Origin of the sequence: Leucothrix arctica (assembly GCF_003172895.1) — a bacterium.
GTDB lineage: Bacteria > Pseudomonadota > Gammaproteobacteria > Thiotrichales > Thiotrichaceae > Leucothrix > Leucothrix arctica.
This window is the reverse complement of record NZ_QGKL01000006.1, coordinates 24,052-48,873: the sequence shown is the minus strand read 5'-3', so window position 1 is coordinate 48,873 and position 24,822 is coordinate 24,052. Positions and strand designations below refer to the sequence as shown.

Genomic DNA, 24,822 nt, shown 5'->3' with positions numbered 1-24,822 from the left:
GATATGGGAGGATACTTAAGTAGTCGGCTGTTTTATTACATAGCAGCCTTCGCAGTCGCATTAACATTTAACTTTCTGCTCCCTCGGCTAATGCCGGGGGATCCTTTTGAAATTATGTTTGCGGCATCACAAGGCAAAATACAACCTGCGCAACTGGAAGTATTAAAGGAGCAATTCGGTTTTGTTTCTGGGCCTTGGCATGTGCAGTTCTGGGAGTATATTAAAGGGATTTTCAGTGGTGATTTGGGACCATCCCTAATTTATTACCCAACACCAGTGACTGAGATAATTGCAGGCTCTATGCCTTGGACTTTATTGTTGGCAGGCGTCTCTTCTTTTATCAGTATTACGGTTGGTCTTTCGCTAGGTATATTTGCGGCTTACCACCGTGGCGGAAAGCTAGACTCAATAGCTTCGCCTGGCTTGACACTGCTGGGTGCTTTTCCGCAGATGGTCTCTGCCATGCTGATCTTATTTTTATTCGGTTTGCATCTAGATTGGCTGCCGATTAGTTATGGCTACGACCCTGATATTGATGCTGGTTGGACGTTAGAGTTTTTCCTAAGCGTTGCCAGTCATGCCGCGTTACCACTATTAACGCTGGTGATTTCTGGATTAGGTGGTTGGTTGTTTTTGATGCGTAACAGCATGATCAATACCTTAGGCGAAGACTACATAACCATGGGTAAAGCCAAAGGCTTATCAGGTCGACGTGTCATGGTTCAATATGCAGCGCGAAATGCCATTTTGCCGGTAGTGACTGCGGTCGCACTCAATATTGGTTTCCTTGTTGCGGGACTGTTGATTATTGAGATGATTTTCAACTATCCGGGCGTTGGTAATATGATGCTAACTGCCGTTTCTGGCAGAGATTATCCATTATTGCAGGGCTTATTACTGACCATCGTTGGGTGTGTGCTTGTTGCTAATTTCTTGGCAGATCTAGCTTACCTTTGGCTAGACCCTCGTCTACGTAAATCATAAGAACGGATGTATTTACCATGAAAAGTATTTTTGCATTTTATAGAGGTAATACACCGGCCTTAATGGGCAGTATTATCGTTTTTACGTTTATATTACTGAGTGCCCTAGCGCCTTGGATTGCTCCGTACGATGCTGAGAAAAGAGTCGCACGTGGACATCAACCACCAAGCGCAGAGCATATACTAGGAACCACGCGTTCAGGAAAAGACGTGTTAAGCCAAGTGCTTTATGCCGGGCGTATATCATTGACGGTTGGGTTTGCATCTGGATTGATCGCGACAGTGATCGCGGTACTACTAGGTGTGACCTCTGCTTATGTAGGTGGGAGAGTCGATGCCTTTTTAATGTTTCTGACAAATGTGTTTCTGGTGTTGCCGGGACTGCCCTTAATCGTCGTGCTAGCGGCCTTTCTCGGGGAGGTCGGGCCCTTATCCATTGCACTTATTCTTGGGCTGTTTGGTTGGCCGGGTGGGGCGCGAGTAATGCGGGCGCAGGCACTGTCGATTCGGGAAAAAGAGTTTGTGACCGCTGCAGAAGTCATTGGTGAGTCCAAGTGGCGAATTGTTGTGGTAGAGATATTGCCCAATATGGTGTCACTGATTGTGGGAACCTTTACAGGTGCAGCACTTGGAGCCGTAATGGGGCAGGCTGCCTTAGAGTTTATTGGACTAGGTGATCCCAACGTTATTTCATGGGGAACCATGCTGTTTTGGGCTCAAAATAACTCCGCTCTTATTGTTGGCGCTTGGTGGGATGCCATTGTCCCTGGTGTTGCTATTGCAGTTTTTGCGATGGGTCTAGCACTACTAAACATGGGAATGGATCAGATTAGTAATCCGCAGTTGAAAGGAAGTAAAAACCTTAAGCAGTGGAAGAAGTTGAATGATGAGTTGCAAGCCAATCGTAAAAAGAAGCAAGAGTCCCGTAAAATCGCGGGTGAGGTGGTGGAAGGATGAGTGAACAATCGGTAAAACAGTCACAGCCATTGATGGATATTCGAGGCTTAAGCGTTGAATATTTAGTCGGTGATAGAAGACTCCGTGCGGTCGATAATGTCAGCTTCACCATTAATAAAGGTGAAACCGTCGGGCTTGCAGGTGAGTCTGGTTGCGGTAAAAGCACCTTGGCGTTTGCCTTAACAAAACTGCAAAAGCCACCCGCTTTAATTGTTGAAGGTGAAGTGATCTTTGATGGTAAGGATGTATTGGCATTTGACGAGGAAGAGCTGCGACGCTTTCGCTGGAAAGAAACTAGCGTGGTGTTTCAGAGTGCCATGAACTGCCTCAACCCTGTCATTTCGATCAATCAGCAGATTTGCGATGTACTCCGTGTGCACAACCCTGCGATGAATCGTGGTGAATTACAGGATAGAGCGAGAGAGTTACTACGAATTGTAGGTATCCATCCTGACAGGTTAAATCAGTATCCTCATCAGTTCAGTGGTGGAATGCGTCAGCGTGCAGTACTCGCGATTTCTCTAGCACTCAAACCACAGCTAATCATAATGGATGAGCCTACCACCGCGCTTGATGTTGTGGTGGAACGTGAAATCATGGATCAGCTGTCTGAGTTAAAAGAACAATTTGGCTTCTCGATTTTGTTGATTAGTCATGACTTGAGTTTGATGGGCGAAATCACCGACCGTATTGCTGTCATGTATGCGGGAAAACTGGTTGAAATAGCACCGACTGAAGATGTGCTGTTTAGACCGCAACATCCCTACACAAAAGGCTTGGTGAACTCATTCCCAGACTTGCTCGGTGAGAAAAAAGAACTGACTGGGATCGCAGGTAACCCAATGAATTTATTTAACCCGCCAGCGGGTTGCTATTTCGAAGAGCGTTGTCCTGAGAGTACTGAGCAATGCAAAAAATCAGACCCTACGTTAATTACCTTAAACTCTCAGCACAAAGCAAAATGTCACTTGTTAAGTTAGTTGTGAAGCGTCATTTAGCGATTGTTATGTGTCTATTTAAATTAAATTTTTCTGCAAAGGTGTACTGCTATGTCTTCAGAGTCTAAGCCGATTTTTTCCGTCAAAAAGTTGGTTAAGGATTTTCCAACTGCTGGTGGCCCCAACTCAATACGTGCATTGAATGACGTAAGCTTTGAGCTATTTTCTGGTGAAGCAATGGCCGTCGTAGGAGAGTCTGGTAGCGGTAAGAGCACAATAGCGCGTGTGTTAAGTTTGTTGCACGACAAAAGCGCTGGTGATCTTAACTTTAAAGAAACTGAGATCAGTGGGTTTTCTGGTGAAGAAATCAAACGCTACCGACAGCAGGTGCAGATGATTTTTCAGGATCCTTACGGTTCGCTAAACCCAGTTCATACTATCTATCATCACTTGGCGCGCCCATTACTGATACATAAAAAAGTTAAGAGTAAGAAAGAGCTGCCAGATAAGATTCATGCCTTGTTGGAAGAGGTGGGACTAACGCCTGCTGTAGAAACAGCAAAGAAGTTTCCCTTTGAGCTAAGTGGTGGCCAACGACAGCGTGTTTGTATCGCTAAGACACTGGCTATCGGTGCGGATGTGGTACTTGCTGATGAGCCAACCTCAGCCTTGGATGTCTCGATTCGTCTGGGTGTGCTGAACCTCATGCAGAAGATGAAGCGCGAGCATAACGTTGCGTTTATGTATATCACTCATGACTTGGCGACAGCGCGTTATTTTGCTGAAAGAACAGCGGTAATGTATGTCGGGCACATGGTTGAGTGGGGCGAAACTGAAGATATCATTCAAGACCCACAGCACCCGTATACGCAACTATTGATCTCTGCTGTTCCTAGTCCGTTAAAGCGTCACCAGAAGGAGGAGAAGTCACTGCATGTTAAGAATAAAGATATCCCTACTTGGACAGCCTCTAGCGTCGGTTGTCCGTTTGTAGGACGCTGTATTCATGCAATGGATAAGTGTTCGCAAAGTATGCCTGAGATAACCAAGATCTCAGAGAAGCACTTTGTACGGTGCTTTCTTCATGATGGTAGCGGTCAATAATTCGTTGTGACTCTTAAATAAAAGCGGTCATTATAGAAACAAAAACGCCCACTTACTAAAGCGGGCGATTTTGTGTTTGTTGTGCTGACTAAGCCACTAAAACAGCTACCAGTTTATTTACGACGTAAACGAATCGCAGCAAAACCAAGTAATGAGAACAGCATGAATAATGGAGACATAGCCAGTCCACCACCGACGCTACTGTCGTCATCGTCATCGTCATCATCATTGCTACCGTCATCAACAACAGGAGTAATGTTTAAACCAACAATCACAGGGTCATGGTCAGAAGAGCGGTATGCACTATCACCATAGTAAGAAGCGATTTCAGTATCGGCTTTAAAGTCTGTGTTGTAGTCAAAGCTGATCGGCTCGTCTGCATTGATATGCCATTCTGTTGTGTCGCTAACCTTGTCAGCCAATGACGCACTTGCGAATGCATAGTCCAATGTTCCCCACTCACCATCGAAAACGTAAGACGCTGTTTCACCGGCTTCTGCACCTAAGTCAACATAACCTGCGTCTTTCAGAGCAGTGATAGGATCTTCCATCGCGTATGAGTTGAAGTCACCCAATAGTAGGATGTTTTGGTTATCCATGCTGTTTAGTGAAGTTAAAAGTGTTTCAACTGCACCTAAACGTGTCAGGTTACAGTTACCTTGGCCGTCTTCTAAGTCAGGATCACCCAACTCATCACAGTCAGAACCTTTCGACTTCAGATGATTAACAACAACAGTAAACGCATCCTCATCTTCACCGCCAACTGTTTTAAACGTTTGAATGAGGCTAGGGCGGTTCTTGCTATCGTTATAATCCACGATAGAGAAGTCACCGAAAGGCTCGACCTTAGCAGGCTTATAAATCAACGCTTGCTTGATAGAGTCTTCACCGATCATACCCGTCATAACGTAGCTGTAAGTGTCAGCACCCACTTCACCATTTAGGTTTTCAACCAGAGTTGATACCGCTGTATCTTCTGCGTTATTTTCAATTTCGATCAAACCAAAAATGTCAGCATCGATCGCTGAAAGCGCACTCATTAACTTAGCGTTTTGACGTTCAAACTCAGCTGCATCGTCAGCACCACGGCAGTAGTTGTCACCACTTCCACAGATCTCAGAGCCAGCACTTGTCAGTGTTGTAAAGTAGTTCAGCACGTTGAAACCAGACACTTTTAGCTCGCCGCCAACATCTTCTGGCGTTGCTGTACGTGCGTTGTCATCTTCAAATGCAACGTCAGCAGTAGGCACGACACTGTAAGTACTAAATGTGTAATTCACTACGCCTGTTAGGCCAGTGATTGTGTTGCCACCACGAATAGCGTTGTCGTAAGTTAACTCACCAAAACCTGGGTAGCTAATAGTCGCATTTTGCGCATTGCTACCGTCATCCATAATGATTAGGTTTAGCGCGTTTGCGGCAGCTTGTGCAACAGCATCTTCACCCGGAGCAGCGACTTGTGTTGGGTTAGGGCGCTTACCTGAAGACGATAACGCAACCTGACCGTAACGGCCTAGCGAGTATGTTTCTGTGACCGTCAACTCCTGAGGGAATGTGATCAACATACCTTCGTACATTTCAATGTCAGTTGCAGCAGTGAAAGGTAGGCTCGCATCCGTTGCTGCAATGCTTACGCCCGTGTCACAGACATCAAAATTGGAAACACTTTTTAGTTGAGTCAGGTCGTAGTACTCGGCAACCGTTCCAACGATAGACACCACGTCACCAACACTTGGGCTATTTGCGTAGTCGTATACAAAAACACCTTCTGAAGTCGCTGCATCGCCATCTTCATCAGCCGCTTCTTCCTGAATCATGTAACCCGTCAGCTCAGGTAATAGCTTAGTCACAACCGCTTGAACCGTAACAACTTCATCAACTAAAGGAGAAGTGTCGCCACTGCCTTGAATCTGTGAAATCACATGTGTTTGAGCGTTACACTGACTAATCAGCACAGCATTTACGTTCACTGTGACAGTATCGGTAGCCGTGTTTCCGTCATTATCCGTGACAGTTAGCATGAATGTTAGCGAGTCTTCTGCCAACGGAGTAGTAAAGCTTGGCATGGTTGGGTCAGTAGTATCCAACGCAACGGTTGTGCCTGATGTTTGTGTCCAGTTGTAGTCGATAATCGAACCACCTTCGCTCGTATCAACACTGCCTGAGCCATCTAAGGTAACGACTGCGCCTGCTGTAATTCCAGACTGATCAGTACCCGCATTGGCAACGGGTAAACCGTCTGAAACAACCAGTGAGCCGTGTGCGCCTATGCCACTGAAGTCGTCTTTTTCAAATGCATCCCACTGTGTTGCTGGGTCGAAGTCGTCTGTGGCGTCAGTGTCACCAGTTGTTAGGCCAGCCTGTCTGCGTAGGGTGTGGTCTTTAGTTGTACTGTCGCCGCTACCCCATTCGCTGCCCGGGTCTTCTCCGATCTTTCCAATCGAGTCAACAATCGTGCCGCTGTTTTGCAACGTAACTGCGTCATCACCGTTAAACTGTAAGCCATATTGTTGGTCTGCTTTCGCAAGAATCTCAGCATCTGCCGAGCTGTGAGCAATGATATAAACACTACCAGCGGTCAAAGTACCGCTTAGGTCAACGCTGTAACCAGCGTCTGCCCCACCATTCTGATAACCAACGACACTGTAAGTTGAGAGGTCAACATCTGCTGTAGATGAGTTGTAGATTTCTAGCGCTTTATTATTGCCACTACCTTCGATGTACTCAGAGAAAATCAGTTCTGCAGATGCAGCACCATTGAGAGAAAGCATCGCAGTAGCTGAATATAGAAAGGGTCTTAATTTCATACAGGGCCTTTTTGGTGTGATGATATTTTATAGTTTGGGTTTCGAAAACACGTCGAATTGCGCCAGACTAATCGGGGAATGTTACGGTTTTATGTCTTTGCTCCTTTAAAATTACAATTTGTTTAATAATGACCTGAATAAATGTTGTTGCGACAATTTAGGCTGATAATGGGCTAATAAGTGTAAGTTATCGCCCATTACTTTGGACCCGACGTTAAGGGGGATTTAACGTCGAGGTCGAGGTTGGTTTGATTCCAGCATCAATACTTCAGCTTTAGCGCCCAAGTAAACGTAAGCACCTAGCGATAAAAGCAACGCCGCAGCGGCTAACAACATCATCACCGCGCCCGTTAACATGCCGCTGTCACTCATCACTGACTTAAACATCAGAACCAGCGCTTCAATAGATACCGCCACTAAGATAGCGGCCATGAAACGGGTGATGGTGCGCCTCGTTGAGCTGTGTCGGAAGATATCTTTGTGCATCAACACTTCTTCCTCCAGCGTTGTCTTGGCCAAGTCGAATATGGCGAGGGCTAAGGTCAGGTAGATAATGGTGCCAAAGGGTTTGGCGTAGTGCTCAACTGTTTCCCCTTCGGGCGCGGTAAATATGCTCACAAGCTCCGACATGGCGAAGTAAAACAGTATACCAACCACGCAAAATAGACCGATTGAAATAGCGGCATAAATGCACTTAAACACACCGTTAAATTGGCGGCGACGTTGATCACCCATCATGAATGAAATCACTTCAGTGAGTGACGCATCTAGTACGATGTAGCCAATCACTTCGCGGTCATCGGAATAGACTTTAGCCATGACCGAAACACATAAACTACGACCCGATATAGAAAGATAGGGCGACGTAATTGTGTGTGTAGGGTCTTCATTTGTTTGAACAAAGTAAGGGCGGTGACTTCTGTCTTTACCGATTGGACTTGGGTCAGACAGCTTTGGGTTGGGGGAGATGTTGGGACTGTTTTGCTTACCGTCTGGGTCAAGGGTGTAAAGCATGCTTACAAACGGGTACTTTTCTTCGAGACGAGACATTGCCGATTGTAGTGTGTCAGCGTCTATGTATATAGACGCGTCGTTAACGCCACTGAGTATTGAGTCCATTAGTTCGTTAATAGATTCAGTGTGCAGGTGATAATAATCGATGATATGAACATAGCTCATGTCAGCCATACAGGTTCGTTCCCTTGTCGTTATGATTGTTTAACCTACGCTTATTATGCGCATAAAACTATTACAGGGAGAAGGTGGTTGAGGGCTAGTTTTTGTAAGGGTGGGGGTTAGTTTTTGTGGATATCTCGCCCGGCTTTGGCACATCGTATTTGCTAACATTTTTTTCATCAGATATTTCCTTTGCCCACTCTTTATCCGACTCATCCGCTTCTACGCCTGCTTGATTAACACCTTGAACGGGGGTAAACGATAGTCTTGCGAGTAATGGAAAGTGGTCTGAGCCAATCGAAGGTAGTCGTTGAATGTTTTGCAAGGTGAAGTGATGACTATGAAATAAGTGATCTAAGGGCCAGCGCACAAGCGGGTAGTCAGCATGGAAGGTGTTACAGACGCCACGTCCGACACGCGGGTCTAGCAACCCACTTATTTTACGAAAAAGCCGAGTCGTTGCTGACCATGCAACGTCATTTAAATCACCTGTTACCACCACCGGTTGATCACTGTCTGCAACACTTCGAGCGACGATAACTAACTCAGCATCTCGCTCTGCTGACTCGGTGTTTTCTGTTGGGCTCGGTGGAGCAGGGTGGAGAAAGTGCGCTCGTACTTTGTCCCCAGTTAGCAACTCTACGGAGGCGTGCATGGATGGGACATCTTTCTCAACGAGATAGCAGACTTTTGTGTCATGCAGAGGGAGTCTCGAATAAACATGCATGCCATAGAGGTTATCAAGTGGGCATTTAATACTGAAAGGCATCTCCGCTTCTAACACTTGGAGCTTATCTTCCCACCACTGATCAGACTCTAGTGTGACTAAAATATCGGGACGGTGTTTTTCCACTAGCTTTATGAGCGCATCAACATTGCGATTAGGCGTGAGTACGTTTGAGGTGAGGATGCTGAGTTGCCTATCTGGGCTGTCATCTTTGGACGTTTTAACTTCATTGGGCCATAAAAAAGTATAGGGCAATATCCACCATAACTGCCAGATTAGACATGAAGTCGTGACTAAAATGAGAAGCTTAGAGTTGAGTGCTTGAGTATCTAGAAAGATGAAATGAGCGACTAATAAAACCGCTGAAAAGACAGTGAACTGTAAGCGTGGAAAGTCGAGGCCTCTGATAACCCAATGCGACTGTCGTGACAACGGTAGTAGGGTTACTAAGAGTGTCAGCAATGTGCAAATAACAAGTATCGGAAACATTCAGAAGGCCTAAGTTTGTTTAGTTGGTTTTCGTATCATACTACTAAAATTTAAACGCATCTTTTACGAATAACGAAAGATCGATTCCTTAGTTACATCATTACGTATTCATTAAAGATGTGTGGAATATTTGGCATTGAAGCAAAAAATTGCTATGTTGAATTTAAGATTTATTGGTCGATGAAGTTAACGCCGTTAGCTTTTTCGACTGTTATGTAAGCGTTTTTTTAAATAGTAGAGGCACAGACAACGAGTTTATTTTTAACGAACTAATTAATCACTTAAGTTTAGGAGTACCACAATGCAAACAACAATACACTCAAGCGACTTCGCACTAACTGACGCACTAGAAACTTTTATCAAAGAACAGGCTGGTCAATCGATGACTAAGTGCTCAGATAGAGTTGAAAGTTTGATTGTCCGACTTAAAAAAATCAACGGTCCACTGCAAGACAAAGAGTGCACGGTTGAGGTGAAATTAGCTAGGCAGCCGCCTATTGTTGTAAGTAAACGTAGTACTGACGCTTATGCGAGTATTCGCAGTGCCATGTCACGTGCTTCTCGTACTACCTTGCGTCGAGTGAAACGTCGTAGAGCTAAGAGGGCTGAAGTGTCTGAATAGGTCTTTGTGACTGTGTAAGTACAAATTTAGATTGATAAAGAACCCAGCGCTTGCTGGGTTTTTTTGTGTGTGCTGCTGGCGTAGTTAAATGTACCTAAGAAGCAAGCTGACTTAGCCTTACAAGCTTGTGAATACGTGACAAGTGGCGTTTGTTTCAGCACAATGTATAATGAGTTAATTAGCTGTTGTGTATAAGGTTGAAGTGATGAAAATGCTAAAACCTAACTTTTTGGAATTGAAAATTTTAGCCAACCCCCTCTGCAAGTGGTTGATTAAAAAGGTCGAAAAGGTGCCCTGCAGTGAAAACGATGCCCTGATGAAGAAGGGATTAAGACGCTTCGGCTTGCATCGCTTCGGCTTTCGCTAGAAGTGAAAACGATGCCCTGATGAAGAAGGGATTAAGACTTTGTATTACTTCCTATATTGTTTAAGTATATAGTGAAAACGATGCCCTGATGAAGAAGGGATTAAGACCTTTGTCAGTCATCCAAACTGTTCCTTTTTTTGGGTGAAAACGATGCCCTGATGAAGAAGGGATTAAGACGTAAGTTTTCCGCTGCCAGATTTAAAACATCAGTGAAAACGATGCCCTGATGAAGAAGGGATTAAGACGTTTAATTTTCCATTGTTAAAGAATACTAACTCCGTGAAAACGATGCCCTGATGAAGAAGGGATTAAGACTGTGCGTCAAAAAATGACTGCGACTTACTTACAAAAGTGAAAACGATGCCCTGATGAAGAAGGGATTAAGACCTTTCGATTCAAGGTAGTTGATAATAGCTTGGGTGAAAACGATGCCCTGATGAAGAAGGGATTAAGACATTTCCTTGAATGATGGCTGTGCTATGAAGAAGGGATTAAGACTTAGCCTTTGGATCTAGTGCGACCTGCTCTACCTGTGAAAACGATGCCCTGATGAAGAAGGGATTAAGACATCGATAGTCAACATAGTTTGGCTTGATGGTGCTGTGAAAACGATGCCCTGATGAAGAAGGGATTAAGACCGTTCCGTGTTGACTGCTACGGCATTAATCCAAGTGAAAACGATGCCCTGATGAAGAAGGGATTAAGACCGTTCCGTGTTGACTGCTACGGCATTAATCCAAGTGAAAACGACGCCCTGATGAAGAAGGGATTAAGACGTAAAGGCTTGAGGCAGAAGGTCATACTCGATATTCGTGAAAACGACGCCCTGATGAAGAAGGGATTAAGACGAAGCTCGTACAGGAGGCGTAGACGAGCGTGAGAGTGAAAACGATGCCCTGATGAAGAAGGGATTAAACACCTCGTTTTTAAATCAACCACTTTAATTCAAATAATATAAAAAAGTGTTACACTTTAATTCAGCTTAAGAGTTATGGTGGTTTATGTTCATTCGTGAAGCAGTCTCAGATATCACTCATTGGTATAAGCAAACACAGCGCAAACCTTTAGTCATACGGGGTGCGCGGCAGGTTGGCAAAACCACCAGTGTGCGCATGGCTGCCGAGCAGTTAAATGTCCCGATGATAGAGATCAACTTGGAGCGTCATACAGACCTTGCACCATTGTTTGATGGTTTCCGATTAGATGACTTGTTGTTTAACTTCTCACTACTGTCAGGGCAGGCGCTGAGTAAAGACAGCCCTGCGATACTGTTTTTAGATGAAGCTCAGGCTATTCCATCGGCCTATGCCTGCTTACGTTATTTTTACGAAGATATGCCAAATATGGCCGTCATCTTAACTGGCTCACTGCTTGACCAAGTGCTGAATAATTACAAACTCCCCAGCCCTGTTGGACGTATCGAGCCTTACTTTATGGGGCCGCTGAAGTTCGACGAATTTCTAGTAGCGATTGGTGCTGAAACAGAACTTCGTGCGTTGGATATGTTGACCTTGGATAATATGCACCTGATCCCTGACAGCTTGCACGAACAGCTGCTGGGTTTAGTGCGCCGCTATACCTTAAGCGGTGGCATGCCGCACTGTGTACAAATTGGTATTAACAGTCACTTCAACCATGCCGATATATTGAGATACCAAACCGCCTTGCTGCAAACCTATAAAGACGACTTTGCCAAGTACCGAGGTTCGCAAAGTGCTTTGATGCTCAACGCGTTTTTTAATGGCGCACTAGGGCAGGTTGGGCAGCAGTTTTCTCACAAGCAAGCGAATGAAATAGCACGTAATAGCAGTGGCAATAATCGAGAGCTCAATGCCGCATTGGAACAGTTTCAAGAAGCGCGTCTTTTTTACAGAGTGCTGCACAGTAACGCGCAAACGGTTCCGCTAGGTTCTGAGACAAAAGTGCGGATTAGTAAGTTTCTGTTTATTGATGTGGGGTTGCTGTTATCTGCTCAAGGTATCCCCGCTCAAGAGGTCATGAGTAACACCTTAGAGTTAGCAAACCGTGGCTCACTTGCTGAGCAGTTTGTTGGACAGCAGCTGCTTTACTCAAAACCTGAATATGTAAACCCTGAGCTTTACTACTGGCACCCGCCAAGGTCTGAGGCACAAGCGGAAGTCGACTTTTTGTATGTTGCAGGTAACACCATTATTCCTGTCGAAGTGAAGGCGGGCAGCACGGGAACGATAAAGTCATTGCAGTCTTACGTGATAAAAAAACAGGCTGATGTAGCGGTAAGAGTGAGTTCAGGCAAACCATCGGTTAATGAGTTGGTAGCTAAAAGTAATAATAAAACGCGCGACTTTAAGCTAGTGAACTTACCGTTTTACTTGGTTAATCGCTTGGGCGCGTTGATTGCTTAGCCTTACAAGCTTGCGAATGCGTGACAAATGGCGTTTGTTTCAGCACAATGTATAATGAGTTAATTCGCTGTTATGCATAAGGTTGGAGTGATGAAAATGCTAAAACCTAACTTTTTGAAATTGAAAATTTTAGCCAATCCCCTCTGCAAGTGGTTGATTAAAAAGGTCGAAAAGGTGCCCTGCAGTGAAAATGATGCCCTGATGAAGAAGGGATTAAGACCCTTCATCAATCATCGATTCACATAGATGCCAACTGTGAAAATGATGCCCTGATGAAGAAGGGATTAAGACGGGTTTCTGTTAGTCAGTAGGTGTATCTTCTTCGTGAAAATGATGCCCTGATGAAGAAGGGATTAAGACCTTGTTACTCTTTGGCACTGCCTTGTCTGCTGCTTTGTGAAAATGATGCCCTGATGAAGAAGGGATTAAGACGGACGTTCATTTTGGTGTTGCTGAGGAAATCGTGAAAATGATGCCCTGATGAAGAAGGGATTAAGACAACTAAGTCTGGGTAAATTTTAGCAGGGTTGGCAGTGAAAATGATGCCCTGATGAAGAAGGGATTAAGACCCAACGAGATAATCAGCCACCGCCTCTGACTTAGTGAAAATGATGCCCTGATGAAGAAGGGATTAAGACGCCAATTTGAATTGCGGATTAGATTCTGAATTCAGTGAAAACGATGCCCTGATGAAGAAGGGATTAAGACTGATCAACGACCTTGTATAAGCTAATGTCGTTGTGTGAAAACCATGCCCTGACGAAGAAGGGATAAAAAATTAGGATTTACTACTCAAGACCCCAACCAATCCATCTGGCCACAAGGTATTTCCCCACGCGTACCATTGCGGCTTCTGCGGCAGCGGATAAAACCGAATATCATCTTCTTTAGGGTTTATAACTGCTTCCAACTCATCCACTAAGCCTAGACAGTCAGCGCGATTCATCACGGTAATAAACACCGACTTTTGCATCGCGATGGCGTTATTTTTGAGTATGCGGTGCACTCGTTTTAAACGACGTGGGTCAGCAATATCGTAAGCGATTAAATACGGTGTAACTTTAGTTTTGCTCATGTTCTACCTCATAAAAACGGTGCCACAACTGGTCAATGGAGAAACGAGTTAAGCGCTCGACCTTTGACGAGTGGGATTGATAATAGTGAATCAGTTGGTTGCGCAGTGTTCCCGAAGGCAAGTTGCCGTTTGCCGCTGCCTGCCAGAGTTCCCACTCTAAAAGGTTGATAAAGCGTTGTAGCAAGCCAATGTCAGAAGGCGCGGGTCTCAACACTTCACTGCGTAGTCCAAAACTTTTCAGCAACATGGTTAACTGAGCGGCCAGCATCGGGATGATTTTTGTTAAACACGTTTGCCAATCGTAAAAGCTGTAACTCAGACTAATTTGCTCACTTAACTTCGCTTTCACCTCAGCTGGTGCAAGTAGCTCGCGCGGTAAATGAAACTTCTTTTGGATGCGTAAAACACTCTTGCGCTGCTGCGCTGAAAACCAGTTATCCAAAATGAATTGTCGATTGGGTGAGTCTTGAAGTTCTGCCAAGTGAGATTGTAAGGATTGGTCTTTGTAATTTGTGCCAAAACAAATACCCACAAATTCACCTTGCTTGCCTGTCACGGTGATCGCAATACTGTTTGACAAACACGCCGCTAAAACAGGTGTGGATAAGGCAATGTCACCACTCAAAATAATGCGTGAAACACGGTTAAGTGGTAGCCAAGTGTCAGAGTACTGGCGCGACACAATGCGCAGTGTTTCATGCTCTAAGCGAATGCTTTCGACGGTGTTACCGTTAAGATACAGAGGTTTCATCGAGTGCCTCCTCCTGTTGAGACAAGAGTGCCTTCTTTAGTTTAAATAACTGCAAGCGCATACCACGGCTAATGACCTTAAGCACAGGCTCATAACTTGAGTAAAACTGCTGCCGTCCTGCCTTGCCCAGTAAGCAACTTCCTTGGTCGGTGGTGAAGTCTTGTTGGCGAAGCTTACGGCTAGTGAACAACTCCAACACCCACTCATCCACGTGTGGACGCCACGGCTCTATAAGGTCAGCGGCTAAGGAGTCGCGGCTGTATTTTGGCTCATGCAAAAAGCCAAGCATCGGGTCAAAACCTTGCGCATATGCTTGCTGTGTCGCTCGAACGTGCAGCAGCGTATAGGCCAATGACAAACAGGCGTTAACAGGATCAGGGGGTGGGCGTCGCTTGCGGCCAGTAAATGCCAAGGCATCGGGCAAAATAGCTTGATAAGCGATGAAACTCACACGCGCAGCGCTACCTTCTATCCCCCGTAAACGCTCAACGCTGACAGGTTGCTCTAATGTCTTAAGTGACTGGGCTAGTTGTTGCACTGCCTGAGTCAGAGGGAAGCGTAAGTCGTCCCTAGTGATTAGGTATTTTTCTAATAAGCGACGCTGGTTTCGAACCTTAGCAATGATCAACTGCTGAGCAATCACTTCACTGGCTTCTTGGTTCTGCTGGGCGATATATTGCGCGAGTCGAATGTTTGGATTCTTACCCAAAGGCCCCGCTAGCATTGCTTGTTGTTTACTGTTTCGAGGATTGATAAAAGTAACGCAGATACCGTGCTCTGAAAGCTTTAATAGCACCGAGCTTTTAAACTGAACAGTGCTGCTGACCACGACATGGTCGAGTAATAGCAATGGAATAGGGCGTTGACGCTCACCGCTGATAAAGCACACGATGGTCTTGGACTCTATTTTTAGCTCTGTTTCTTTACGGTCGATATATAAGGTTGTCATGGTGTTAGCCTATATAGAATAAGTCGGTGTCATTGGGAGACTTCGCTTTACCGAGGGTGATGACTTGTTGGCGCGTGTCTAGGTGAATGCAAATGAGGCTGTCTGTTGATTCGTCAATTAGCATGCTGAGAGTGGCCAGTAGGTCGCCTCGCTCTGCATCGGTCATCCAGCACTCGTGAACGGACTGTTGCCCGCCTGTTGCATAGTCCCGAGTCGCTTTGAGGGCTGCTCTTAGGCATTTAGGTTTGCTGATGTCGTAAGCGATGAGGTGTAGAGTTCGATTTTTCATGCGATGATTTAAACCGAAAATAAACCGTATTACTCGGCTTACAAGCTTGTGGGGAGGTGACAGGTGGCGTTTGTTTCAGCACAATGTATAATGAGTTAATTCGCTGTTATGCATGAGGTTGAAGTGATGAAAATGCTAAAACCTAACTTTTTGAAATTGAAAACTTTAGCCAACCCCCTCTGCAAGTGGTTGATTAAAAAGGTCGAAAAGGTGCCCTGCAGTGAAAACGATGCCCTGATGAAGAAGGGATTAAGACCGTATATACGGTGGTTTACAGCTTATTTTACTGTGAAAACGATGCCCTGATGAAGAAGGGATTAAGACCGTATATACGGTGGTTTACAGCTTATTTTACTGTGAAAACGATGCCCTGATGAAGAAGGGATTAAGACCGTTTGAGAAATCCATGTACACCCAATTGTTTGTGAAAACGATGCCCTGATGAAGAAGGGATTAAGACCTTCGGTCATTACTTCGGTATCACTCAAACCATTTGGGTGAAAACGATGCCCTGATGAAGAAGGGATTAAGACAGGTGATGCACGTCCAACACCTTTAGCGCCTTAGGTGAAAACGATGCCCTGATGAAGAAGGGATTAAGACCGCCCAGTCCTGACCAGTCTTACCTAGCTCTGCGGTGAAAACGATGCCCTGATGAAGAAGGGATTAAGACTCATTGATATATTCGATAGGCATATCCAAACTATTCAGTGAAAACGATGCCCTGATGAAGAAGGGATTAAGACTGTGTGTTTCTGGTAAGTTGTCTAGTGTTTGAGGTGAAAACGATGCCCTGATGAAGAAGGGATTAAGACATAATTACCATCACAGCAGTCGCTAAAGATAGGTGAAAACGATGCCCTGATGAAGAAGGGATTAAGACGCAGAGAACCAGTTAAGACAACCATGCTCTGCACGTGAAAACGATGCCCTGATGAAGAAGGGATTAAGACTAATAATCACTGCTAACATAATTGCTGATATAATGTGAAAACGATGCCCTGATGAAGAAGGGATTAAGACCGAATACCCGCCATCGCTACGAAACCCTGAATATGTGAAAACGATGCCCTGATGAAGAAGGGATTAAGACGCATATTCCACCATCGCTATGCGTGAGAATGTATGTGAAAACGATGCCCTGATGAAGAAGGGATTTAACACCAGTGCTAGATTGAATGTCGGTGGTAGATAAACGCTTAGTATGTTTATAATCTCAACATGACTGACCACAAGCCACGGAATCACCCACTGCCAGAGCGCCGCATTTTACTTGCGGTAGCCTCTCATTCGCCACAAATTATCACCGAGACGATTTACGCGCTAACGCAGCAGACTGAGCCTGCGTTTATGCCGACGGAGATTCACGTCATCACGACCTTGCTTGGTCAGTCGTACATTCATCAAGTCTTTGGTGAAGAAGGCAAACAAGGTTGGTTGCACCGTTTATGTGACGACTACTCGCTACCTTGCCCAGCCCAAAGTAAGTTACATATTCACGTTATATCTGATGCGGACGGACAGCCTTTGGATGATGTTCGCACTCGGGCGGATAACACCGATGCCGCTGACTTTATAACTCAAACAGTCCAGCAGTTAACCGCAGACCTAGATAGCAAAATGGTTGTGTCACTGTCTGGTGGGCGACGCACCATGACGTTTTACGTGGGTTATGCCTTGTCTTTATACGGTCGCCCTCAAGATCGGCTGACGCATGTGTTAGTAGAAGATGAATACTTTTTTAACAGTGACTTTTTCTACCCACCACCAACCGAAACATGGGTCGTTCGTGAGGATAATACGGGCTTTGACGCCAGTAAGGTTGAGGTGACGTTAGCGGATATTCCTTTTGTGCGTTTGCGTGAAGGGTTGCCGTCTCGCTTACTCAGTGGACAGACCAGCTTTAGTGATACGGTTGACGCTGCTCAAGCGGAGTTGTTACCTGCAAAGGTGGTGTTTAACGCGCTGACAGTGCAGTTATTTTGTGGTGAAACACAGGTGAGTATGAACGCTGTCGAGCTAAGCTTTTACGTGATGATGCTGCGTCGATGTGCGTTGGACTTGGAGCCTGTGCGTTGGACGGACACAGGTTTGGGTGACGATTTTTTAGACGTGTACCAGTCGTTGAATGGCCTAAACGGTGGCTATGATCGTGCTAAGAAAACGCTGATAAACGGTATGACGAAAGAGTATTTTGAGCAACGGAAGTCACGCGTTAATCGTCAACTCAGAGAAGCGTTAGGCAAGCGTCTTTCTACGCATTATATTATTGATTCGCATGGTAAAAGACCGAACACAAGGTTTGGCTTAACGTTGTCAGCTAGCGTCATTACGTTGGCTTAAAGTCGTTATTTATTCTAAGTAATTACTTTAACTAATATACCGTTTGTCTTTACTTGGGTACTATTGGTTTTATTTCTACCGATTTTTCATTCTTGATACTGTCTTACAAGCTTGTAAGGCGTGACTGTGTGTTTATTCTCAGCGTATTCTCTAAGCTGAATCATATCTTTCAAAAGGCTGTTTATGTCTCTTAATTTTAAAGAACCTCACATCATTAGGGCGACCTATCGAATTGTGACACCGATGTTTATTGGTGATGCTAATCAAAACACAACCGATGGTGTGCGCCCACCCTCTGTTAAAGGTGCTTTACGGTTTTGGTGGCGAGCGTTAAGTTGGGGAAAGTTTCAAGGCATGAGTGCCTCTGAAGCTTTAAAGGCATTGAACCTTGAAGAAGCACGGTTATTTGGTGCGGCAATGAATGCAGAGAAAGTTACTGGGGGGCAGGGAGTGTTCTTATTATCTATTCAGCAGGACATAGCCTCTCAGCAAAAAGTCTATGACTGGCCGCCAGAAAAAAAGCCAGAGCATGGCGCAAGCTTTATGGCTTATGGTCTCTTGGGTGAGGGTGATGATGATCACCGAGGGGCAATTATTGAAGGCACAGAGTTTAGTCTGAAGTTAGTCTTTAACCCTAAAAGAATGGTCGATGGTGACGTTGCTGAAATAGAGAAAACGCTGGAAGCTTGGTCTTTATTTGGTGGTCTTGGTGGGCGTTCTCGTAGAGGTATGGGTTCTGTTACACAGATCTCGTTAAATGGTGAGAATACGTTGCTGACTAAAGCGAGTTATCAAGATCGTGTGGAAGCATTACTGGGTGATTATTCAGAAGTTTCAACGTCGCCTTACACTGCCTTTAGTAAAGATAGTGTTCATAGGACTGTGGATAGCAACCGCAAAGCAAGAGAAGCGCTGACAAAGACGGGTAGTCGATACAAAGAATTTCGGTCGACGTTAAAAGGGCAGTCATTTGCGAAAGCGGGCTTTGGTCTACCTTTAAAGGAGTTTGGAGATGAGAAGCAACGTAGAGCAAGCCCTTTGATTTTTCATGTTCACGAGCTTGAGAATGAAAGTTTTACTACAGCGATGATTTATCTACCGAGTAGTCAATTCCATTTTGATGAGAAGTACAGTGGTATCAAAATCGATAAGGTTGCTGAGTTTGCAAGAGGGTCGGCTGTATGAGTATCGACAACAAAGAATACTTCCACTTCACAATAGGCCCTGTTCAAGGCTTTGTGGCACAGGCTAGACGTACTCGCGACTTTTGGGCGGGCTCGTTTATTTTATCGTGGCTATCTTCCGTTGCGATGAAAGCAGTGATAGCTCAAGCGGGTAACGAATCAATTAAGTTCCCAGTGCCTGATATGGAGTTTATGAAAGCGCTTGAGTTGGGTAATTCCAACATCAAGCAGGGTAATGTGCCTAATCGCTTTAAGGCAGAAGTTACTAATGACTTTAAACCAGAGCTTGTAGTAAGTGCGGTGAATGACGCATGGGAAGGACTTGCAAATGCAGTTTGGAATCATGACTTCCAGCCGCTCAGCATAGATACGACTGACACTAAGGCAATATGGGATCGTCAGGTTAAAGGTTTTTGGGATATTCAGTGGGCTTTGATTGAGGATGAAACAACGTCAAACACACTTGATCGTATGAAAAATTTCCGTACACATATGGCACCAAGTGAGCCGGGTCAAAAGTGCATGTTGATGTCTGGTTGGCAGGAGCTTTCAGGAGTTGAGTCACCGGGTAAATATACAAGTAGCAAACAGAGTTCTGCAACATTCTGGCAAACGCTGAGAGAGCAAGGCAAAGCAGGTATTAAAACAGATCTCCGAGAAGGTGAGCAGTTGTGTGCACTTGCTTATATCAAGCGACGTTTTTCTAGAGTGTTTGATAGTCGTTTAACGATTGAAATTCAGGATGGCGCGTGGGCTGTAAAAGGTTGGAAGCTACCTAGTAATGTGCCATCGGTGCAGTATTTGGCGGCAGTGCCTTGGTTAACAAAAGTATTGCAAAAGGCTGCTGTCGACGATGCGTTAAATGAACGTATCCGAGCATTCCATGATGTTGCTCATACTCTCACTGGTGAGTATGGCGAAAGAGACAGTAATATAAAGAGTATTACTCAAGAGACGGGTGAAAATAGTCTGCTTAAAGACTTTGCTGCGCTGGATGGTAGTGTCTTTTTTGAGTCGGTGTTAAGCAACCCAAACGCTTGGGATAATGATGACCTTATTGATGCAGACTTGGTTTTGCACGAGCTTAAGAAACTTTGTAAAGCTGCGGACATAGAGCCTGTGTCGCCTTTCTATGCAGTCTTGCTGATGGATGGTGATCAGCTAGGTAAGCAAATGAGTAAACCAGAAAAGCAGCCAGGTATTACGGCTGGTTTATCCGAGTTTACAAAAGGTGTTACTGACTTTGTTGATGATCATAACGGCTTTCTGATCTATGCGGGTGGTGATGATGTACTCGCTATTTTACCGCTTGAACATGCGTTGTCGTGCGCAGCTGAGTTAAGAGGGTTTTATAACCAGTGCTTTGATAAGCAGAATCAAAGCTTGAATGATGAAAATCAGATAGTGACGTCTATTTCCGCGGCTATTCAATACACGAATATCAAAATGCCGCTAGGTAGTGTGTTAAGTGATGCGCACGATTTATTGGACAACGTGGCTAAAAGCTCAAGAGGGCGAGATGCAGTTGCTTGTCGAGTCTGGAAGCCGGGCGGTTTACAGATTGAGTGGGCGATGCCTTGGTCAAAAGCGTTAGATAGTAAAGACTCGGGCAAGGTCATTATTGAGAATTTGGCCGACAGTTTTAGAGCTTCCATCGGCGATGATGAAGCGGAACTGGGTAAGTTTGCGAGTAAATTTTTCTATCGTATTCGTGAGCGTTTCGATGTGTTGAATCCGTTAAAGGATAAAGATGGCAAGACTGTTAAGAACGATAACCAAGAAGCGGTTGGTGTATTTAATCATGACGGTGGGTTTGAAAAAGCAGTGTCATTGATGGCTATGGAGTATCTCAACTCGGGTGAGTCTATAGTTTCCAGTATGGATGCTGCTCGGGACATGGTTCGCCCTTTGATGGAGCAGTGCCAATATATTGTTAGAGACTTGAAAGACTCAGGAGCAGTGAGCTTTCAGGTAGATCAGGATAAAGGGTTTAGTGCTGATGGCGCGCTCTTAGTCCGTTTTCTGGCGAACAAGGGGATTGAGCGATGAGTACAAATCAAAAGACATTCCGCTTTGGTGCGTTTGATACGTTGTTTTTTAAAGAGTCGCGACCGTTTGAATCGATTGGTGGCTCTGAGCTTTCCAGTGTGTTTCCACCACCGCCTAGAACGATTATGGGAGCTATTCGCACCGCGATTGGGGACGCGAAAGGAGTGAACTGGGCTGCCTTTTCTAAAGGCTCAGAAGAGACGCGAGAGGTGCAAGACATCATTGGTTATGGTGATGACTTAGGAGCCTTATCACTAGATGGTATTTGGTTTTCGATTGGCTCTGAGAAGCAGCGCTTATATCCAGTGCCGTTATTACTTCTGCAAAAGTCGACTGACGATGGGAGCAAGGAGTTTGAGCGATTACAGATAGGGAAGCCTGTGACAACACATCTTGGCAAGGTTTGTTTGCCAGAGATGCCAACGAATAAAGTGGGTTATACGCCTCTTGATTCTGATTGGTTAACTCAGTCTGGTCTAGCTAAAGTATTGGCTGGTGAAAAGCCTTCGGCTGGTGATGTGTATGAAAGTAAGCAGCTGTTTAGTCAGGAGTCACGCCTTGGTATCGCTATTGACCGTCAAACGGGGGCTGTTAAGGACAAAATGCTTTATCAATCTAAGCACATTCGACCTGTCGATGATTTAACGGTTGAGGTTGATATTTCAGGCGTGCCAGATGGTTTACTCAATAAGCGGGTTTTACGTTTGGGTGCTGAGGGGCGAATGTCTGGGGTTGAGTTAGTCGGGACTGACAGCGTTCAAGCTTTGCCTGAAGCGCCAGTGGTAGCTGCGAACACTAAAGGGCTTATTTTGGTACTACTGACACCTGCACACTTTTCTGAAGGAAGTTGGCTGCCTTCTGGCTTCGTTGTCAATGAGACTTCAGAAATAAAACATTGGAATGGTGAAGTCGCAGGCGTAAATCTAACACTTCATGCCGCTGTGATTGGTAAGTCTCAACGTGAGGGTGGTTGGAATGTTGCAGAGCATAAACCAAGAGCCGTTGAAAGCCTTATACCAGCAGGTAGCTGTTTTTACTGCACCGTCGATAGTGGTGATGACATACAGGCCGCGATTAATGCGTTGCACGGTCAAACTATTGGAAATCAAACAGAATTGGGGCGCGGACGTATCGTGTGCGCTCTATGGAATGAATCAGAATTTACAGGAACAACACTATGAGTCAGCAAGCAAATTTAATCGTTGGTTTAATCGCTCAAACGAGCATTCATGCTGGAGCAGGAAGCTCTGCGGGTGTTGTTGACTTACCGATTCAGCGTGAAGGTCATAATGGTTGGCCTTGTATTTTTGGTTCTTCTGTTAAAGGAGCGTTGAGAGCTAAGGCTGATGCTGTCTTTAAAGATGATCAGCCGTTGATTGATACAATTTTTGGGCCTCCATCTGGTAGTCAAGTGACCCACGCAGGTGCTATTTCGGTGGGTGATGCGCGTTTGTTGTTATTGCCTATTCGCTCGCTGACTTCAGCGTTTAAGTGGGTAACATGCCCAGCGGCTTTGAGTCGTTATGAGCGTGACCTTGGAATGTTGGGTAAGTCTCTGACGCTATCTAAAATTAGTGTAAGTGGTGAGTCGCAAGCGCTTTGGTCTGCGGAAAATGATGATCTCTATTTGGAAGAGTATCGCTTTGAAGCTGAACAGCAGGATCTGAGCGCCACAATTAGTGCTATAGCTAGCTTGGTCAATCGTGAAGGTTTTGAGGAGACGCTTGAGAAACAGTTGGTCATTGTGAGCGACGATATGTTTGCTTACTTAGTGCAAAACGCAACGCCTGTTAATGCTCATATTGCTATTAATAGCGATGGCAGCAAAACGGTGAAAGAGGGCGCTTTGTGGTACGAAGAAACACTGCCACCAGAAACTGTTTTATACACGCCGATTATGGCGAATAGCTCGCGAGTTCCAAAGGCTAAAGAAGGCGAAGCACAACCGACTCGGTTGGATGCTTTGGCCGTTGCAAATATGGTTGAGAACGGTTTATTTGGAGAGAGTAATAAGTGGTTACAAGTTGGTGGTAACGAAACGGTCGGAATGGGCTGGTGTGCTGTAACGACAGAACTTGTGGGTGGCCGATAATGCAGACGATACAACAACAGCGAGCGGCGTTTGCTCTGGAGCGTGTCGAGCGAGACCGTGATGCAAACATGAATACCAAGGGCTTTCAGAGCGCTTATAAAAGTTATGCGTCTGGCTTGCCTGCGATGATTCAAATGAATGGTTTGGGGCAGGCGGCTGCGTTTTACCGTAGTAAGTCAGCGGGCAAAGACAGTAAGGCAATTGCTTATGGTTGTCTTTATAAATTGCTATCTGACTGGCTTACTAATGCGGGTCAACCTTATTCAGCACATCGTGATAATGAGAATGCTCGTGATAGTGGCTTATTACATGGTTTGACTAAAGAAAATATGCAGACTTACATGTTAGCTCAGTCAGAAGCACAGGCGCTTTTAGATTGGGTGAAGAAGTTTGCAAAAGCGTATATGGAGGAACCTAAGAAATGACAGCGCCTTTATATGATGAGACTCGGCTTCGAGCTTCTCGCAGAAAAAAACTAGGTGCCCATAAAGGGTTATGGTTTGAACGCTTTTTTGATAAGTATGACCAATATTGGGAGTTGGCTGACGAAGATAAAAGTAACTGGATAGACTCTGTCAGTGGTAATGCTGGAGATAGTGAACAGCTTCAAGTTTTTGCTGAGTCTCAACAACAGCTTGCACAACAACTTGGCGGACAGTCTCGTATTTTTGAGACGACATGGAATTTTGTGACAGGTATGGGAAATTCACATCCCATTGAGAACGGCTTTAGCTGGCACCCAACACTTGGAACACCTTATCTGAGTGGTGCATCAGTTAAAGGCTTGGTACGTGAATGGATTGAAAGTTGGTCTGGTTTGGAAGGTGATGAGTTACGTGCTGCATCGCTAAGGTGGTTTGGAAGCGAATCCAAAGAACCTAAGGAGCAGCTTAAAGACAACCGTGCTGGCAGTATTATCTTCTTTGATGCGGTGCCGTTTGAGCCTGTCAGCTTAGGCTGTGACATTATGACGCCACACATGAAAGAGTGGTACTCGAAAGGGAGCCAAATTAGTGATGTTTCAAAGGATAGTACTGCAATTCCTGCTGATTGGCACGACCCTGTACCCGTACCATTTTTAGTGGTTAAGAAAGCAAAGTTTCTGTTTTCTGTGGGTGCTAGAACCGAAGATGCAAAAGACGACATCAAGCAAGTAATGGAAGTGTTGTCTTATGCTTTAGAGCAGCTTGGTGCGGGCTCAAAAACAGCCGCTGGTTATGGCCGTATGGAAGCGGATGAAAAAGCCAACCGAAACATTGAGAAGGCGCAAAAACAAGCTGCGTTGGCGGAGTTGCCTGAAGATGCACGTTACCGAGAGATGTTCTCTGACATGGAAGAGAAGACATTAGCTCAGATGTTTGGTAAAGATTTTAATAAGACGCTGAAGTCAGCAGGTGATAGCTGGGAGACTATGTTGGATGCGTTGTTTGATGTGAAGAGATCTAAAATCGAGGCATGGGCAAACGCACCGAAGAATTCAGCACCCGAAAAAGCGTTTAAGAAATTGAAGAACCAAACAGGGCGGGTCGGTTAACG

The 24,822-nt window shown here is 45.1% G+C and carries 20 protein-coding genes and 3 CRISPR repeat arrays; of the genes, 13 read left to right on the top strand and 7 right to left on the bottom strand.

What is annotated here, in order from left to right; genetic code table 11:
* Positions 1 to 3: 3 nt before the first annotated feature.
* From DKT75_RS01180 to DKT75_RS01165, 4 genes are all read left to right on the top strand, one after another.
* Complete coding sequence (locus DKT75_RS01180) at positions 4 to 984, top strand: ABC transporter permease (protein ID WP_109821610.1); 981 nt, start codon at positions 4 to 6, stop codon at positions 982 to 984.
* A 17-nt stretch (positions 985 to 1,001) separates the two neighbouring features.
* Positions 1,002 to 1,940: an ABC transporter permease gene (locus DKT75_RS01175; protein ID WP_109821609.1), complete on the top strand. Its 939-nt coding sequence runs from the start codon at positions 1,002 to 1,004 to the stop codon at positions 1,938 to 1,940.
* Positions 1,937 to 2,920 carry an ABC transporter ATP-binding protein gene (locus tag DKT75_RS01170; RefSeq protein WP_109821608.1) on the top strand — a complete coding sequence of 328 codons (984 nt, stop codon included), beginning with the start codon at positions 1,937 to 1,939 and terminating at the stop codon, positions 2,918 to 2,920. The genes DKT75_RS01175 and DKT75_RS01170 overlap by 4 nt, the downstream gene beginning before the upstream one ends.
* Before the next feature lie 69 nt (positions 2,921 to 2,989).
* A complete protein-coding gene (locus tag DKT75_RS01165) occupies positions 2,990 to 3,982 on the top strand; it encodes an ABC transporter ATP-binding protein (protein WP_109821607.1) in 993 nt (330 codons plus the stop codon).
* Positions 3,983 to 4,095: 113 nt separating this feature from the next.
* On the opposite strand, the gene DKT75_RS01160 is transcribed toward DKT75_RS01165, so the two are convergent.
* From DKT75_RS01160 to DKT75_RS01150, 3 genes are all read right to left on the bottom strand, one after another.
* Positions 4,096 to 6,789: an ExeM/NucH family extracellular endonuclease gene (locus DKT75_RS01160; RefSeq protein ID WP_109821606.1), complete on the bottom strand. Its 2,694-nt coding sequence runs from the start codon at positions 6,787 to 6,789 to the stop codon at positions 4,096 to 4,098.
* Positions 6,790 to 7,014: 225 nt separating this feature from the next.
* Positions 7,015 to 7,977 (bottom strand): PDC sensor domain-containing protein, encoded by a 963-nt coding sequence (locus DKT75_RS01155; protein ID WP_109821605.1) that lies wholly within the window; start codon positions 7,975 to 7,977, stop codon positions 7,015 to 7,017.
* A gap of 85 nt (positions 7,978 to 8,062) precedes the next feature.
* The gene (locus DKT75_RS01150; protein WP_109821604.1) at positions 8,063 to 9,181 is read right to left on the bottom strand and encodes an endonuclease/exonuclease/phosphatase family protein; all 1,119 of its coding nucleotides are present in this window, start codon (positions 9,179 to 9,181) and stop codon (positions 8,063 to 8,065) included.
* A 301-nt stretch (positions 9,182 to 9,482) separates the two neighbouring features.
* On the opposite strand from DKT75_RS01150, the gene DKT75_RS01145 reads away from it, so the two are divergent.
* Both DKT75_RS01145 and DKT75_RS01140 read left to right on the top strand, forming a co-directional pair.
* Positions 9,483 to 9,803, top strand: a complete 321-nt coding sequence (locus tag DKT75_RS01145; protein WP_109821603.1) for an HPF/RaiA family ribosome-associated protein — start codon at positions 9,483 to 9,485, stop codon at positions 9,801 to 9,803.
* Between the two features lie 299 nt (positions 9,804 to 10,102).
* Positions 10,103 to 11,088: direct repeats of the CRISPR family, unit length 36 nt; unit sequence GTGAAAACGATGCCCTGATGAAGAAGGGATTAAGAC.
* Between the two features lie 83 nt (positions 11,089 to 11,171).
* The gene (locus DKT75_RS01140) at positions 11,172 to 12,554 is read left to right on the top strand and encodes an ATP-binding protein (RefSeq protein ID WP_109821602.1); all 1,383 of its coding nucleotides are present in this window, start codon (positions 11,172 to 11,174) and stop codon (positions 12,552 to 12,554) included.
* 184 nt (positions 12,555 to 12,738) lie between these two features.
* Positions 12,739 to 13,332: a CRISPR direct-repeat array (repeat unit 36 nt; unit sequence GTGAAAATGATGCCCTGATGAAGAAGGGATTAAGAC).
* On the opposite strand, the gene cas2 is transcribed toward DKT75_RS01140, so the two are convergent.
* The 4 genes from cas2 to DKT75_RS01120 are packed head-to-tail and all read right to left on the bottom strand — an operon-like array spanning position 13,333 to position 15,618.
* On the bottom strand, positions 13,333 to 13,629 hold the full coding sequence (gene cas2, locus DKT75_RS01135; RefSeq protein WP_109821601.1) for a CRISPR-associated endonuclease Cas2: 297 nt from the start codon (positions 13,627 to 13,629) through the stop codon (positions 13,333 to 13,335).
* On the bottom strand, positions 13,616 to 14,380 hold the full coding sequence (locus DKT75_RS01130; protein WP_109821600.1) for a CRISPR-associated endonuclease Cas1: 765 nt from the start codon (positions 14,378 to 14,380) through the stop codon (positions 13,616 to 13,618). Before DKT75_RS01130 ends, cas2 begins: the two co-directional genes overlap by 14 nt.
* The gene (gene cas1 / locus DKT75_RS01125) at positions 14,361 to 15,329 is read right to left on the bottom strand and encodes a CRISPR-associated endonuclease Cas1 (RefSeq protein ID WP_109821599.1); all 969 of its coding nucleotides are present in this window, start codon (positions 15,327 to 15,329) and stop codon (positions 14,361 to 14,363) included. Before cas1 ends, DKT75_RS01130 begins: the two co-directional genes overlap by 20 nt.
* Before the next feature lie 4 nt (positions 15,330 to 15,333).
* The gene (locus DKT75_RS01120; RefSeq protein WP_109821598.1) at positions 15,334 to 15,618 is read right to left on the bottom strand and encodes a CRISPR-associated endonuclease Cas2; all 285 of its coding nucleotides are present in this window, start codon (positions 15,616 to 15,618) and stop codon (positions 15,334 to 15,336) included.
* 220 nt (positions 15,619 to 15,838) lie between these two features.
* Positions 15,839 to 16,781: a CRISPR direct-repeat array (repeat unit 36 nt; unit sequence GTGAAAACGATGCCCTGATGAAGAAGGGATTAAGAC).
* Between the two features lie 58 nt (positions 16,782 to 16,839).
* Between DKT75_RS01120 and csm6 the strand changes: the two genes are divergently transcribed.
* From csm6 to cmr6, 7 genes are all read left to right on the top strand, one after another.
* Positions 16,840 to 17,961: a CRISPR-associated ring nuclease Csm6 gene (gene csm6 / locus DKT75_RS01115; RefSeq protein ID WP_109821597.1), complete on the top strand. Its 1,122-nt coding sequence runs from the start codon at positions 16,840 to 16,842 to the stop codon at positions 17,959 to 17,961.
* A gap of 183 nt (positions 17,962 to 18,144) precedes the next feature.
* The gene (cmr1, locus tag DKT75_RS01110; protein ID WP_109821596.1) at positions 18,145 to 19,146 is read left to right on the top strand and encodes a type III-B CRISPR module RAMP protein Cmr1; all 1,002 of its coding nucleotides are present in this window, start codon (positions 18,145 to 18,147) and stop codon (positions 19,144 to 19,146) included.
* A complete protein-coding gene (cas10, locus tag DKT75_RS01105; RefSeq protein WP_109821595.1) occupies positions 19,143 to 21,194 on the top strand; it encodes a type III-B CRISPR-associated protein Cas10/Cmr2 in 2,052 nt (683 codons plus the stop codon). Before cmr1 ends, cas10 begins: the two co-directional genes overlap by 4 nt.
* Positions 21,191 to 22,375 carry a type III-B CRISPR module-associated protein Cmr3 gene (cmr3, locus tag DKT75_RS01100; protein ID WP_109821594.1) on the top strand — a complete coding sequence of 395 codons (1,185 nt, stop codon included), beginning with the start codon at positions 21,191 to 21,193 and terminating at the stop codon, positions 22,373 to 22,375. Before cas10 ends, cmr3 begins: the two co-directional genes overlap by 4 nt.
* Positions 22,372 to 23,286 carry a type III-B CRISPR module RAMP protein Cmr4 gene (cmr4, locus tag DKT75_RS01095; protein ID WP_109821593.1) on the top strand — a complete coding sequence of 305 codons (915 nt, stop codon included), beginning with the start codon at positions 22,372 to 22,374 and terminating at the stop codon, positions 23,284 to 23,286. The genes cmr3 and cmr4 overlap by 4 nt, the downstream gene beginning before the upstream one ends.
* Positions 23,286 to 23,711: a type III-B CRISPR module-associated protein Cmr5 gene (gene cmr5 / locus DKT75_RS01090; protein ID WP_109821592.1), complete on the top strand. Its 426-nt coding sequence runs from the start codon at positions 23,286 to 23,288 to the stop codon at positions 23,709 to 23,711. The genes cmr4 and cmr5 overlap by 1 nt, the downstream gene beginning before the upstream one ends.
* The gene (gene cmr6, locus DKT75_RS01085) at positions 23,708 to 24,820 is read left to right on the top strand and encodes a type III-B CRISPR module RAMP protein Cmr6 (RefSeq protein ID WP_109821591.1); all 1,113 of its coding nucleotides are present in this window, start codon (positions 23,708 to 23,710) and stop codon (positions 24,818 to 24,820) included. The genes cmr5 and cmr6 overlap by 4 nt, the downstream gene beginning before the upstream one ends.
* Positions 24,821 to 24,822 lie beyond the last annotated feature (2 nt).